11 protein-coding genes are annotated in these 13,923 nt (G+C 58.8%); 10 read left to right on the forward strand and 1 reads right to left on the reverse strand.

The features are described 5' to 3' along the window. The first annotated feature begins 44 nt into the window (after positions 1 to 44). The 10 genes from RBH10_RS02355 to RBH10_RS02400 all read left to right on the forward strand — a co-directional run bounded on the left by RBH10_RS02355 (position 45) and on the right by RBH10_RS02400 (position 12,949). Positions 45 to 947: a carbohydrate ABC transporter permease gene (locus RBH10_RS02355; RefSeq protein ID WP_281038461.1), complete on the forward strand. Its 903-nt coding sequence runs from the start codon at positions 45 to 47 to the stop codon at positions 945 to 947. Further along, a complete protein-coding gene (locus RBH10_RS02360) occupies positions 944 to 1,765 on the forward strand; it encodes a carbohydrate ABC transporter permease (protein WP_306180406.1) in 822 nt (273 codons plus the stop codon). The genes RBH10_RS02355 and RBH10_RS02360 overlap by 4 nt, the downstream gene beginning before the upstream one ends. Further along, positions 1,762 to 2,667 (forward strand): sugar phosphate isomerase/epimerase, encoded by a 906-nt coding sequence (locus tag RBH10_RS02365; protein ID WP_281038459.1) that lies wholly within the window; start codon positions 1,762 to 1,764, stop codon positions 2,665 to 2,667. The genes RBH10_RS02360 and RBH10_RS02365 overlap by 4 nt, the downstream gene beginning before the upstream one ends. An 18-nt stretch (positions 2,668 to 2,685) precedes the next feature. Continuing rightward, positions 2,686 to 3,672: a sugar-binding transcriptional regulator gene (locus RBH10_RS02370; RefSeq protein ID WP_281038458.1), complete on the forward strand. Its 987-nt coding sequence runs from the start codon at positions 2,686 to 2,688 to the stop codon at positions 3,670 to 3,672. A 55-nt stretch (positions 3,673 to 3,727) separates the two neighbouring features. Next, on the forward strand, positions 3,728 to 4,810 hold the full coding sequence (locus RBH10_RS02375) for an ABC transporter ATP-binding protein (protein WP_281038457.1): 1,083 nt from the start codon (positions 3,728 to 3,730) through the stop codon (positions 4,808 to 4,810). A gap of 15 nt (positions 4,811 to 4,825) precedes the next feature. After that, on the forward strand, positions 4,826 to 5,863 hold the full coding sequence (locus tag RBH10_RS02380; RefSeq protein WP_281038456.1) for an NAD(P)-dependent alcohol dehydrogenase: 1,038 nt from the start codon (positions 4,826 to 4,828) through the stop codon (positions 5,861 to 5,863). 45 nt (positions 5,864 to 5,908) lie between these two features. Beyond that, positions 5,909 to 6,637, forward strand: coding sequence for an SDR family oxidoreductase (locus RBH10_RS02385; protein WP_281038455.1), 729 nt, complete (start codon positions 5,909 to 5,911; stop codon positions 6,635 to 6,637). A gap of 36 nt (positions 6,638 to 6,673) precedes the next feature. Beyond that, a complete protein-coding gene (locus RBH10_RS02390) occupies positions 6,674 to 8,284 on the forward strand; it encodes an FGGY-family carbohydrate kinase (protein WP_281038454.1) in 1,611 nt (536 codons plus the stop codon). A gap of 364 nt (positions 8,285 to 8,648) precedes the next feature. Continuing rightward, positions 8,649 to 9,806, forward strand: a complete 1,158-nt coding sequence (locus tag RBH10_RS02395; RefSeq protein ID WP_281038453.1) for an efflux RND transporter periplasmic adaptor subunit — start codon at positions 8,649 to 8,651, stop codon at positions 9,804 to 9,806. Next, a complete protein-coding gene (locus RBH10_RS02400) occupies positions 9,803 to 12,949 on the forward strand; it encodes an efflux RND transporter permease subunit (RefSeq protein ID WP_281038452.1) in 3,147 nt (1,048 codons plus the stop codon). The genes RBH10_RS02395 and RBH10_RS02400 overlap by 4 nt, the downstream gene beginning before the upstream one ends. Positions 12,950 to 13,112: 163 nt before the next feature. On the opposite strand, the gene RBH10_RS02405 is transcribed toward RBH10_RS02400, so the two are convergent. Continuing rightward, positions 13,113 to 13,892: a glycerophosphodiester phosphodiesterase gene (locus RBH10_RS02405; protein ID WP_281038451.1), complete on the reverse strand. Its 780-nt coding sequence runs from the start codon at positions 13,890 to 13,892 to the stop codon at positions 13,113 to 13,115. Positions 13,893 to 13,923: the final 31 nt, after the last annotated feature.

The following is a 13,923-nucleotide window of genomic DNA, read 5'->3' on the forward strand; positions in this document are numbered from 1 at the left end:
TGTCGATATTCTATCCCATTGGACGAGCGTGAGAGGAAAGCCTGATGCCCGGACCCACCATCAGACCCAATCGCGGCTACGGTCGCTGGACACCTTTCTGGTTTCTCGCCCCGGCCGTGCTGACACTTTTCGTCATCGGCATCTATCCGACGATTTTCGCCCTGGTGACGTCATTCCGGCAATACAACATTGCCCGCCCGCGGGACGGTTTCCCGTTTGTCGGACTGGAAAACTACGCCAACGTGCTTACGGACAGTACGTTCTGGGCTTCCCTGTTCCTGACGGCAAAGTTCTATGTGACGGTGCTGCCGATCCAGATAGCGCTTGGCCTTATGACCGCGCTTCTGCTGCACAAGACAGGGATGGGTTTGCTCAAGTCCCTTGCACGGGTGACGCTCGTTGTCCCGCTCGCAACGACCTATGCGGTCGTCGGCCTCATCGGTCGCCTCATCTTCAATCGCGATTTCGGTGTCGCAAACTGGTTTCTCGATGCCATCGGCATCGGTGGTATCGACTGGCTGGGATCGCAGACGGGCGCCTTTGCTGCCATCGTCATCATGGATATCTGGCAGTGGACACCCTTCTGCGCCCTGATTTTCCTCGCAGGACTCTCCATGGTACCAGGCGAAATCGAGGAAGCCGCCCGGTTGGAAACATCCTCCAAATGGGCGCTGCTGAAACATGTGCAGCTGCCTTACCTGATGCCGGGCCTCACCGCCCTGCTCATCCTGCGCTCCGCCGACGTTCTGAAACTCTTCGATATGGTGTTTGTCATGACGCGCGGCGGTCCCGGTTCGGCGACCGATCTCGTCTCGGTCTACATTCAGCGTGTCGGCTTTCGCATCTTCGATCTCGGCACGGCCTCCGCGCAGGCCATCCTGCTGCTCGTCATCACGATCCTGCTCAGCCGCCTTTACATCCGCGTTCTCTACAAGGAGGTGCAATGATGCGTTTCTCATCCGGAAAGATCCTGCACGCCCTCGGATTGACGGTCGTCGTGCTGTTCACGCTGTTTCCGTTCTACTGGATGGTCTCCGCCAGCTTCAAAACTCAGTCGGATATTCTGGCGTCACCGCCCGTCTGGCTGTTTACGCCGACGCTCGATCACTACCGGGAAATCTTCGCGGATCTGAAAGTTCTCGGTGCGGTTGGCAACTCGCTGATAATCGCCACGGCAACCACGGCACTCGCCGTGCTGCTCGGTGCGCCTGCCGCCTTCGCGCTGGCCCGCTATGATTTCCGGGGAAAGTCCGATCTGTGGTTCTGGTTCATCTCGAACCGTATGACCAGTCCGATCGTGCTCGCCCTGCCGGTCTATGTTCTGGCGCTGCAGCTGAAGATGCTGGATACGCATCTGGTGTTGGTCCTCATCTACCTCACGTTCAACCTGCCCATCGTGGTCTGGATTTGCACCGACCAGTTCAAGTCGATCCCACCGGATCTGGAACAGGCGGCGCGGCTGGATGGCGCCGACCAATTCACCATTTTCCGCAAGATCTATCTGCCCCTTGGTGCCCCGGGCATCGCAGTCTCCGCGATCTTCTCGTTTATCTTCTCATGGAATGAACTTCTCTATGCGCTCGTTCTTACGCGCCGCAATGTCCAGACCGCACCCGTTGTCGCCACGAGCTTCATGTCGGGCTACGAACTGCCCTGGGGCAAGATAATGGCCACCGGCACGGTCATCGTTCTGCCGGTCACCATTTTCGCCTTGATCGTTTCCCGCCACATGGTGCGCGGCCTGACCATGGGAGCGACCAAATGAGCACGGCCAATCCCCTCGGCATCAACCTGTCCTTCTGTGTCAAGCGCTGGATCACACCGGATCTCTGGGCTCCGGTCGTGCGCGACCAGCTCGGGCTGAACCTCATCCAGTTTTCCTTCGACCTCGTCGATCCCATGTGGCCCTCAGCGGTGCTTTCCCGCCATGCGCGCGACGTGCGCAAGGCGGCGGAAGATCACGGCATCACCATCCACAGTGCCTTCATTGGACTTGCACACTATACCTTCAACCAGTTGCTTCATCCGGACGAGGATGTCCGCGCCTATGCGGAACAATGGATGGAACGGGCTTATGGTTTTGCGGCCGAGGCCGGAATATCAGGTGTAGGCGGTCCGCTCGGCGCCATTGCATCCCGTACGGATGCCTCGGAAGCGGACGCAATCGACCAACGCGATTATGAAGGCCTGGTGGAGCGGATGCTTCGACTGGGTGAGAAGGCCAGGACCGCGGGTCTGAGCGAGCTCTACGTGGAGCCGACACCGATGCGCCGGGAATGGCCCTGGACGGTTCAGCAGGCTCGCCGGATGATGGCGGATGTCGCCGGCAGCGCAACCCCATGGAGCCTTTGCGTGGATTGGGGGCATGGCACCATCATACCTCTCTATGGACCCGAAGCGGACACGATGGAGCCGTGGTTTACCGAATTGAGTGACGTCATTTCCGTCGTCCACATCCAGCAGACGGATTATCAACTGGATCGCCATTGGGATTTCACCGAGCCTGGACGGGTAGACCTGAAGGACGCGAGAGCTTTGCTCGCCCGGACTGGACTTGCACAATCTCCGGTCTTCCTTGAAGTGTTCTACCCGTTCGAACAGAACAGCAAATCCATATTGGATGCACTGAAGACATCGGCCCTGACGCTCAAACAGGCCTTTGCCTGAGCAGGGAGACGAGTGAGCATGGCAATCAACGAAACATCGGCTATCGAGGACATGGATGCGCAGCAGATACGCGCCCGGGTGGCATGGCTGTATTTCATCGGAGGACTGACCCAGCAGGAGATTGCCGACCAGTTGGGCCTGACACGTCTGCGGATCAATAAAACGCTCGGGCAATTGCGAACAGACGGCTCCGTACTGGTCGACATTCGCCTGCCCATGGCCAATTGCATCGAGCTTGAGCACAAGGTGAAGGCGCGTTTCGGCCTGGAGGAAGTCTGCGTCATTCCCACCCTCCCCGACGAAGCGGAAAATCAGCGCACCATTGGCGATGCCGCAGGCGGCATGCTGGACAAGCTTCTGGTAAACGGCATGGGTCTTGGTGTCGGTTGGGGAAAAACCCTGACCGCCGGCCTCAAGCGACTGACGCCCAGACCCCTGTCCGACAGCTGGGTTACCTCCATCATGGGTGGCCTCACCCGGGGTTCCGGCTCCAGCACATTCGAAGTTGCCACCGGCTATGCGCGGGCGATCTCGGCCGAATGCTGGTATCTGACGGCGCCGCTCTATTTCCCCTCAGCAGAAAGCCGGGAAGCGCTTCTCTCCCATTACGGCATTCGTGAAACCATGCGACGCGCGCGGTCCGTGGATGTGGCGCTGGTTTCCTGCGGCGACATGACGGAACGCTCCCTGCTGGTTCAGACGCCAACGGTTTCCGAGAACCTGGCGGCATTGCTGGCGGCGGGTGCCGTCGGCGACCTGCTCGGCGTGTTCCTCGATAGTGATGGCAAGCCGGTCGATCATCCGCTGAACGAACGCGTCCTTTCAGTCTCGCCGGAGCAGCTGAAATCCGTCCGTCACTCCATCCTGGCATCGGGCGGCGGATACAAGGTCAATATCATTCGCGCCATCCTGCGCGGCGGTTACGTCAAGCGGCTTGTGACGGACGAGAACTGCGCCGCTGCCCTGCTTGATGATACGCACCAGACACAAAACGAGAGCCAATAGACAGAACGAGACCCGCGGTTCGCCCCGGGCTCCACGTGATCGGAGTAACGACAGCATGGCCTTCCTTCAGTTGGACAACATCACGAAAACCTTCGGGGAAGTGAGCGTTATCAAGGGTGTCAACATTTCCGCCTCCAAGGGGGAGTTCGTGGTTTTCGTCGGCCCGTCCGGCTGCGGCAAGTCCACGCTTCTGCGCATGATCGCCGGGCTGGAGGACGTCTCGTCCGGCACGCTTTCGATCGATGCGAAGGATGTCACCTATGAGGAACCCGCCAAGCGCGAGGTCTCCATGGTCTTCCAGTCCTATGCGCTCTATCCGCACATGAGCGTCTTCGAAAATATGGCCTTCGGCCTGCGCATGGCCAAGCTGCCGGAAGACGAGATCAAACAGCGTGTCGCCGAAGCCGCGCGCATTCTACAGATCGATGCATTACTGGAGCGCAAGCCGCGGGCGCTTTCCGGCGGCCAGCGTCAGCGCGTGGCGATTGGCCGCTGCATCGTCAGAAAACCCAAGATCTTCCTGTTCGATGAACCGCTGTCCAACCTCGATGCCGAACTGCGCAGTCAGATGCGCGTGGAAATTGCCAAACTGCACCGGAATCTCGGCGTCACCATGGTGTATGTAACCCACGATCAGGTAGAGGCGATGACGCTGGCAGATCGTATCGTCGTTCTGCGTGCAGGACTTGTGGAGCAGATTGGTTCTCCCACGGAGCTTTACGACCACCCCGCCAACACCTTCGTTGCGGGCTTCATCGGCTCGCCAAAGATGAACTTCCTCACGGCCAAGGTGACGGGTGCGGATGCCACTAGTCTGCAATTGACGCATCCCGCCTTCGAAAACAGCATATTTTCAATGAACCACGTATCCGCATCGAAAGCTCGCCCTGGCGATACGCTGATCGTCGGACTACGGCCAGAACATCTGGAGGCCGGCGCCGCCAATCCGTTCTTGCGGCTGACGCTGGATTTCGCCGAAAACCTTGGCGGCTCCACCCAGCTTTATGCACGGACCGAAAATGAGACCATTACCATCCTCGCCAATGGCCGGCCCGATCTTGAGACGGGCGCTTCAATGACGGCTGGCATCGACCCGCGCCACATCTATCTCTTCACGCCAGATGGCCTTGCACTCTGATCCCGGAGACAAAACATGAAAGCTCTGGTTCTGGAACGCAAAGGCGAACTCGCCATCCGGGATATCGATCTGCCCGATCAGGTCGGTTCCGGTGACGTGAAGATCGCGATCCATACGGTCGGCGTCTGTGGCAGCGATGTGCATTATTATACGCATGGTGCAATCGGTTCGTTCGTCGTCCGGGAGCCGATGGTTCTCGGCCACGAGGCGGCGGGAACCGTGATCGAGGTCGGTGCGGATGTGAAGACGCTCCGCGTCGGCGACCGCGTCTGCATGGAACCCGGCGTGCCCAACATGGCCTCACGCGCCTCCAAGCTTGGCATCTATAACGTCGACCCGGACGTTCGCTTCTGGGCGACCCCGCCTATCCATGGCGTGCTGACGCCGGAAGTCGTCCATCCCGCGGCCTTCACTTACAAGCTTCCGGACAATGTGTCTTTTGCGGAAGGCGCAATGATCGAACCTTTCGCGGTCGGCATGCAGGCCGCCACCCGCGCCCGCATAGTCCCTGGCGATGTGGCAGTGGTGATAGGTTGCGGCCCGATCGGCATCATGACGGCAATTGCAGCATTGGCCGGCGGCTGTTCGAGGGTCATCATCTCTGATCTGAGTGCGGCAAAACTGAACATCGCTGCCCAATATGCCGGCATCACTCCGGTCAACATAACAGAGACTTCGCTGCAACAGGCCGTCATGGCAGCGACGGATGGATGGGGAGCGGATATCGTCTTCGAGGCCAGCGGTAGCCCCAAGGCCTATCACGGTATCTTCGATCTCATCCGCCCCGGCGGCGCACTTGTGGTCGTCGGCTTGCCGGTCGAGCCGGTCGCGTTCGATATTCCGGCCTCGATCTTCAAGGAAGCGCGGATCGAAACCGTGTTCCGTTATGCGAACAATTTCGACCGTGCAGTGAACCTCATCGCCTCCGGCAAGGTGGATCTCAAGCCGCTGATCACGGAGACTTACACCTTCGCCAACAGCATAACGGCCTTCGAGCGCGCGGCAAAAGGCTTCCCGGAAGATGTTAAATTGCAGATCCGTCTCACCGAATAAATTCGCAAATCCCATCTCGTCCACTGTCACAAGGGAGCCTTTGCCATGACGACCAGCCTGGAAGGCAAAGTCGCGGCCATTACCGGCGCAGCCTCCGGGATAGGTCTTGCCTGCACGCGCAAGCTTATCGAGGAAGGCGCAACGGTGGTAATGATCGACCGGGCGCAGGACAAACTTCGCGCCCTGTGCGCCGAACTCGGCGAACGCAGCCGCATGATCACGGTTGACCTTTTGGATAGCCAGCAGGTTTCCGCCCTTATGTCGCGCATTCTGGAGGTTGCGGGCCGGCTCGACATTTTCCATGCCAATGCCGGTGCCTATGTCGGTGGAGCTGTGGCGGAAGGTGACCCGGACAGCTGGGACCGGATGCTGAACCTCAACATCAACGCTGCCTTCCGTAGTGTGCATGCCGTATTGCCGCACATGATCGCCCAGAAAAGCGGCGATATTCTTTTCACCAGCTCCGTCGCGGGTGTCGTACCCGTGGTCTGGGAACCGATCTACACCGCGTCCAAATTCGCGGTTCAGGCTTTCGTGCACTCAACGCGGCGTCAGGTTTCTCAATACGGCGTCCGCGTCGGCGCAGTCTTGCCGGGGCCGGTCGTTACAGCGCTTCTCGATGATTGGCCGAAGGAAAAAATGGATGAAGCGCTTGCCAACGGCAGCCTCATGCAGCCGCAGGAAGTGGCCGAAGCGGTCTATTTCATGATATCGCGTCCACGCAATGTCGTCATCCGGGACCTTGTGATTTTGCCGAATAACGTGGATCTATAACCCCGGCTGATGCTGCATTGCGCATGCGGGGGAAAGATGACCGGGTCCAGATATTTTATCGGCGTCGATGTCGGCACGGGCAGCGCACGCGCCGGTGTATTCGATGAAGAGGGCAATTGCCTTGGAACGGATAAGCGCGAGATCGAAATCTATCGCGATATCCCTCACATGGTCGAGCAATCGAGCACCAACATCTGGGATGCGGTGTCCACGGCCGTCCGCTCCGTTGTGACCAATACCGGTATTGCGGCGGAAAGTGTTGCCGGGCTAGGTTTCGATGCCACATGCTCGCTCGTCGTGCTCGGGGCCGGCGGGCGTTCCCTACCCGTAGGCCCATCGGAAATTCCCACGCGGGACATCATCGTCTGGATGGATCATCGCGCCGTGGATCAGGCGGAGCGCATCAATGCGCAAGGCCACGATGTCCTGCGTTATGTCGGCGGTCGCATCTCGCCGGAAATGGAAACGCCTAAGCTCCTGTGGCTCAAGGAGAACCGGCCTCACATCTTTGCTGAGGCCTGGCAGTTCTTCGATCTTGCCGATTTTCTGACGTGGCGCGCAACGGGAAGCCTTGCGCGCTCCACATGCACGGTTGCGTGCAAATGGACTTACCTGGCACACGAGCGCCGCTGGGATCCGAGCTACTTCCGCCAGATCGGTCTGGCCGAGCTTGCGGACGAGAACTTTGCCCGCATCGGACAGGAAATCGTAGAGCCTGGCACACCGGTTGGTCAGGGTCTGACGCCGGAAGCGGCGCACGATCTTGGACTTGTACCCGGCACGCCCGTTTCTGCCGGCATGATCGACGCCCATGCCGGTGGCATCGGCACGGTCGGTATCGGCGGAACGCCGGAACTCAATCTCGCCTATGTCTTCGGCACATCCTCCTGCACACTCACCTCCAGCAGCAGCCCCAAATTCGTACCCGGCGTATGGGGACCCTATTTTGCCGCCATGGTGCCTGGCCTCTGGCTGAATGAAGGCGGACAAAGTGCTGCGGGTGCCGCTATCGATCAACTCCTAAGCTTTCACCCGGCCTTCCCGGAGGCAAGCGAACGCGCGCGTTCCGCAGGCCTTTCACTTCCGGTCATGCTCGCCGATCTGGCGACAGAAAGACAAGACACCCTCTCCCTTGTCGTATCGCTGGCCCGTGGTCTTCACGTTGTGCCGGAATTTCTGGGCAACCGAGCGCCCTTTGCCGACCCTGCCGCGCGCGCCGCCATTGCCGGGCTTGGAATGGAGAGAGATCTCGATAGTCTTGTGGCGCTCTACGTCGCGGGTCTTTGCGGCATCGGCTACGGTCTGCGACAGATCATCGAGGCGATGGCGAAAGCAGGCGCTGACATACAGCAAATCATCATCAGCGGTGGAGCCGGTCAGCACGATCTGACCCGGCAGATTCTCGCCGATACGAGCGGCAAACCTGTCATCTCTCCCCGAACGGCCGAACCCGTGCTTTTGGGCGCAGCACTTCTGGGTGCGACAGCCGCTCATGCCTTCTCCGATCTGAAACAGGCCATGCAGGCCCTCAGCAAGGCGGGCCGCGTCTATCAACCGGCATCAGGCGATATCCGCACGACCCACAACAACCGTTACGAGGCATTCTGCACTATTCAGACGCACCTTCGCGGGATCAGGGATTTCTAGAGCAGCCGTTTCGACTGGTTCCTCAACTGGAAAAGTTTGCACGAACCGGCTCGAAAGCCCGCTCTCGTTTTTTATCCGGCTGCTAAATTGGAAGTGTGAAAGCGGCAAAAGACGGGATCGACATGACTGTGTCCCCCCGGTTAACGCCGTGCGGAGCAGGCTTGTCGCCACGATTTTCTCTCGACGACTGTTGCGTGATTTTCATCATTTCGGGCTAGCTTGCCCTGCTTGCTCAAGACACACAAATCTGAACACGTCCGTGCATGACGAGGGGTCGAAAGCCGAAGCCAAAAAAATAGCTGGGGCTGATACGAACCAATATCTGCAACGCGCGTTAATTGCGCGGCAACACGGAGTGGCGGGCATGAAAATACGGTTATTTCAATCGCTTGTCACACACGGCAGGCATGTGGGTGGCGCAATTTTGACCTTGCAGATTGCAATGGGTTCCGTGCCGCTGTGGGCCGATGACATGGCCGCTGTGCCCGTGACGGCCATTCAGGCAAGGACTGAAACGATCAGCCGCGTCATCAATGGTATAGGCACCGTATCGCCGCTTCAATCCGTTACCGTTCGTCCGCGCATCGATGGCCAAGTCATGGAAATCCTCTTTGCCGAAGGCCAGATGGTCGAGAGTGGAAGTGTTCTTCTGAAGCTGGACGATCGCGAACTGGTTTCTTCGCTCGCGTCCGCCCGCGCCAAGAAAGCGCAAGATGAAGCACAGTTCAACAATGCGCGTTCCGACGCCCAACGATACGCGACACTTGCAGAAAAAGGGGTCGCATCCGCCTCGACCCTGGATCAGAAGAACGCGTCCAGCCAGCAATATGCAGCCGCTCTCCAGTATGACGATGCGCTGATCAAGAATGCTGAAACCCAGCTCGGTTTTGCAACAGTTCTGGCACCGATATCCGGGCGCACGGGCTTCAAACAGGTTGATGTCGGCAGTGTCATCAGCGCCAGCTCGACGGACGGCATCGTCACGATCACCCAGATGGACCCCATCGCAGTTTCTTTTGTTGCTCCCGGCGACAGATTTGGCGAAATTCGGGATGCTCTAAAAAACGGGGTCGCCGACGTCGCGCTCGTCAGCACCGATGGCAGCCGCTCTCTTGCCAAGGGCAAGCTGACGATTATCGACAACTCGGTCGACGTTTCGAATGGCTCGATCCACCTCAAGGCGACCTTCGATAACGCGCAGGACGTTCTGTGGCCAGGTCTGCCCGTTGCGACCATTCTGACGGTCGAAAAGCGCGAAGGCGTTGTCGTCCCGGACAAGGCGCTTGCCCGTGGCCGGGACGGCCTTTACGCCTACGTTGTCGGAGCGGATGGCAAAGTCGCCAAGCGAAAGGTCAAAACGGCCTTCGTCACCAATGCCAGAGCGCTTGTTACCGACGGCATCGCCAATGGTGAACAAGTGGTCATGGACGGCCAATCAAGAATCGGCGACGGCGACAAGGTCGAGGTGAGCCCATGGACAGGGTCGCCGACCGGAGAACTTGCCGAGAAAGCCAATCCATGACGGACGCACGCGACGGCGATCAGCGTTCACAATCGGGCAGTTTCTTCGATTTCTTCATTCTTCATCCGGTCGCAACCGGGTTGATCATGGCCGGCATTTTTCTGATCGGCGCCATTTGTTATCCATTCATGCCGGTATCGGCGCTGCCCCAGATCGATTTCCCGACGGTTCAGATTGCCGCCAATCTGCCGGGAGCCTCGCCGGACACGATGGCAGCCAGCGTCGCCCAGCCGATCGAAGAAGCATTGTCGAAGGTCAGCGGCATAACGGAGATGACGTCGAACAGTTCGCTTGGCACGACATCGATTACGGTTCAATTTGGACTTGATCAGGATATCCAGACCGCAGCCAGCGATGTCCAGACCGCTATCAGCGAGGCCGCCGGCCAGTTGCCGAAAGACATGACCTCACTTCCAACGGTCCGCAAGGTCAATCCTGCCGATGCACCCGTCATGCAGTTATCTGCCAGTTCGGACACGCTGACACTTCCGCAACTGGACGAGTATATCGAACGTAACGTCGCATCGAAAATAGGACAGGTTTCCGGCGTCGCCTTCGTCAACATCGGCGGCAAGCAGAAGCCCGCAATACGCATCGCCGTGGATCCGGGCCGGCTCGCGCAGGCCGATGTAACGCTGGAAGACGTACGTAGCGCGATTGGCGGGCTCAGCGTCAGCGCACCAAAGGGAAATATCGACGACCCGACCCGCACGTTCCCTATCTACACGAATGACCAGATCGGCAGCAGCGCCGAATGGAACGACGCGGTGATTGCTTACCGCAATGGCGGTCCTGTGCGCATCCGCGATATCGGCCAGGCGGTCGATGGTGCGGAAGACAACAAGATGGCGCACTGGACCAACGGCGAGCGCGGGATCGCACTTGACGTGTTTCGACAGCCTGGTGCAAACGTCATCGCCGTGGTCGACGCCGTAAAGCAACAACTGCCGGCCCTGCAGGCCTCGCTCCCGAAGTCGGTGAAGCTGGAGCTTGTAACCGACCGTACGTCAACGATCCGCGTGTCTGTAGACGATGTCCAGTTTACGCTGATGCTGACGATCGGGTTGGTCGTCCTCGTGATCTTCCTGTTCCTGCGCAATCTTCGGGCAACGATCATTCCGGTTTTGACGCTGCCGATTGCATTGGTGGGATCGCTGGCGCCGATGTGGGTGCTTGGGTTCAGCCTCGACAATCTCTCGCTGATGGCGCTGGTCGTCGCCGTCGGCTTCGTTGTCGACGACGCTATCGTCATGCTGGAAAACATAACACGCCATATCGAAGACGGCGTCGATCCGCTGGAGGCCTCCCGCAAGGGGGCTCGCGAGATCGGCTTCACGATTGTATCCATCAGCCTCTCGCTCATCGCGGTGCTGATCCCCATCCTTTTGATGGGTGGCATCGTTGGCCGGCTGTTTCGCGAATTCGCGGTTACGCTGACCGTTGCGATCATTATCTCCGCAATCGTATCGCTAACGCTGACCCCGATGCTTGCGTCCCGGTTCATTCGGCCAATAAGTGAGGGTCAGCGCGGTAAGTTTTACAACGCCGGAGAGGCATTCTTCGAAAGTCTCTCATCAGTCTACATTCGGAGCCTGCGACCAGTCATCCGTCACAAGTTCCTGACACTGGGCGTTTTCCTTACAACAATCGTGGCGACAGGCTATCTGTTCGCCATCGCACCGAAGGGCTTTTTCCCCGAGCAGGATACCGGCTTCATTGCCGGTCTTTCCCAGGCGTCGCCGGATATATCGTTCACCGAGATGGCCAAGCTTCAGGAGCGGGTCAGCGCGATCATCATGAAAGACCCCGCCGTCTACAGCGTCTTCATGGACATTGGTGGCGGCAACGGCGGCAACGCGCTTAACCAGGGGCACGTCAATATCACGTTGAAACCACTGGAAGAACGGGACGCCAGCGCCAGGCAGGTTATCGACAGGTTGAGTTCGGCTCTGAATGCACAGCAGGGCATAAAGCTGTTCATGCAATCGGCCCAGGATATCAACATCGGTGCGCGTCCAGCCAAGACCCAGTATCAATTCACACTTCAGAACGCTGATATTGGTGAGCTCGGCGATTGGGCAGCGAAGATTACTGCACGCCTTCAGGGGCTTTCCCAGCTTCGCGATGTCGGGAGCGACCAGCAGGCGGAAGCACCGAACCTGTCGATCAAGATCGACCGTGCAGCCGCGACGCTTTACGGCGTATTGCCTTCGACAATAGATGAGACGCTTTACGACGCATTCGGCCAGAGACAGGTGGCGTCTTATTCCACGCAGACCGATACGTTCCGCGTCATTCTCGAAATTCTTCCGGATCTCCAACGCGATATTGCCACACTCGATCGCCTCTCGATGCGAGCGACCAACGGCACTCTGGTGCCCCTGTCGGTCGTTGCCAAATGGACGACAAACGGCGTTTCTCCGGTGTCGATCTCGCATCAGGGCCAGTCACCGGCCGTTACGATTTCCTTCAATCTCGCTCCGGACGTTGCTCTTGGCCAGGCGACCGCCGCCATCGAGAGCGCCGTTTCCGAGATGCATCCGCCGGCGTCGTTGCAGGCGAGTTTCTCCGGTAGTGCCAAGGCATTCAAGGACTCGTTGGGCACGATACCACTGTTGATCCTGGCGTCGCTCGTCGTCGTCTACATCATCCTCGGCGTCCTATATGAAAGCCTCGTCCACCCTCTGACGATCCTTTCAACCCTGCCATCCGCCGGACTGGGGGCGCTGCTTGCCCTGCAAGTAGCTGGTTTCGACTTTGGACTGGTGGCGATGATCGGGGTCATTCTGCTGATCGGCATCGTCAAGAAGAACGGGATCATGCTTGTCGATTTTGCGATACAGGCAGAGCGCGACGAAGGACTGAGCAGTGAAGAAGCCATAATCAAAGCCGCGCATATGCGTTTTCGTCCGATCCTCATGACGACGATGGCCGCTCTGCTTGGTGGTCTGCCGCTTGCGATCGGGCACGGGTCAGGCGCCGAACTTCGGCAGCCTCTCGGCTACGCGATCGTTGGTGGACTGCTTGTCAGCCAGTTATTGACCCTTTACACCACCCCTGTGATCTACCTTCTCCTGGATAAGCTTCGAAATCGGCGCCCCGCTCCTTTCAACGAACACACGGAGATACGTGGTGCCGCCTAGTCACCGCCTGGTACTTTCCGAGATATCATGAAGGGCGTGCCGGGCTACGGGAAACCAACCGTTGAACCTGCGAAAGCTTGGTTCTGCAGGAGTGATCCTTCCGCATCGAATTTGCGTGGCTGCCTTTCTGCATGCTGTCGACATCATTCACATGTTGAAGAAATCAGGATTTGAAGAGGCCTGAATGCGCGCCTTCCGTCACCGGTCGCATCAATTCGGGAAGGTCCGTACAAATGCCGAGCACCGGTAGTTGCATGATATCCTTCAGAACTGCGGATCTCTCTTCGTGCCAGAGCACGATCTCTCTGCCGTCATCGAAAGCTCGCCGCATCAATTCCGTTGTGATCAGATCTTGTGGTTGCGCGCCCGCCCTCTCCCAGCAAAGATGCAGGATATCCGCGCCTGCCTCGTCGCCGAGCGCATGTGGGTCGTGGCCGACGCGTACCAAGACCGAAAGCGGCCAAGCGCAACCTGCGTCGCGTAGCTCACGCACCTGCGCTGTATCGAACGAGCCGAGGCAGGCGAAGCGCTGATTGATCTGCCGAAGATGCTGCCAGCAGAGGGTGCCTGTGCCCGGCGCCTTGAGCTCAACGTAAAGGCCTGTCCCGAGGTCGCGGGCAAGCGCTGCCACCGCTTCGAATGTCGGGACGTCCACACCCTCCAGCGCCGCAAGCTCGGCCGCAGTCATCTGCGAGATATGGCGATCGACGCCGAAGACATGCCCGAGGTGGTCGTCATGCGAGACAACGACAACACCATCCTTCGTCAGTTGAGTATCCAGTTCCCACATCTCGGCGCCCAATTCGGATGCCAGCCTGAATGCCTTAAGCGTGTTTTCGCGCGCATGGCCGCTCGCGCCGCGATGACCGATACAGAATGGAAGCCTGCCCTTGCTGGAAGGCCAACCAAAACGCTCGAAGAATGAGGAAAAATCATGGATCATCAAAGCTTCCGTCCGTCATTGTCGCCCGCCG

The sequence above is a fragment of the Rhizobium sp. AN73 genome (genome assembly GCF_030757975.1).
In the GTDB taxonomy this organism is placed as follows: domain Bacteria; phylum Pseudomonadota; class Alphaproteobacteria; order Rhizobiales; family Rhizobiaceae; genus Agrobacterium; species Agrobacterium arsenijevicii.

Bases quoted from the DNA above. Each gene is read 5' to 3' on its own strand.
- RBH10_RS02385 (WP_281038455.1), top strand. From the start codon at position 5,909: ATGACGACCAGCCTGGAAGGCAAAGTCGCGGCCATTACCGGCGCAGCC.
- RBH10_RS02405 (WP_281038451.1), bottom strand. From the start codon at position 13,892: ATGATCCATGATTTTTCCTCATTCTTCGAGCGTTTTGGTTGGCCTTCC.
- RBH10_RS02355 (WP_281038461.1), top strand. From the start codon at position 45: ATGCCCGGACCCACCATCAGACCCAATCGCGGCTACGGTCGCTGGACA.
- RBH10_RS02370 (WP_281038458.1), top strand. From the start codon at position 2,686: ATGGCAATCAACGAAACATCGGCTATCGAGGACATGGATGCGCAGCAG.
- RBH10_RS02390 (WP_281038454.1), top strand. From the start codon at position 6,674: ATGACCGGGTCCAGATATTTTATCGGCGTCGATGTCGGCACGGGCAGC.
- RBH10_RS02360 (WP_306180406.1), top strand. From the start codon at position 944: ATGATGCGTTTCTCATCCGGAAAGATCCTGCACGCCCTCGGATTGACG.
- RBH10_RS02365 (WP_281038459.1), top strand. From the start codon at position 1,762: ATGAGCACGGCCAATCCCCTCGGCATCAACCTGTCCTTCTGTGTCAAG.
- RBH10_RS02380 (WP_281038456.1), top strand. From the start codon at position 4,826: ATGAAAGCTCTGGTTCTGGAACGCAAAGGCGAACTCGCCATCCGGGAT.
- RBH10_RS02400 (WP_281038452.1), top strand. From the start codon at position 9,803: ATGACGGACGCACGCGACGGCGATCAGCGTTCACAATCGGGCAGTTTC.
- RBH10_RS02395 (WP_281038453.1), top strand. From the start codon at position 8,649: ATGAAAATACGGTTATTTCAATCGCTTGTCACACACGGCAGGCATGTG.
- RBH10_RS02375 (WP_281038457.1), top strand. From the start codon at position 3,728: ATGGCCTTCCTTCAGTTGGACAACATCACGAAAACCTTCGGGGAAGTG.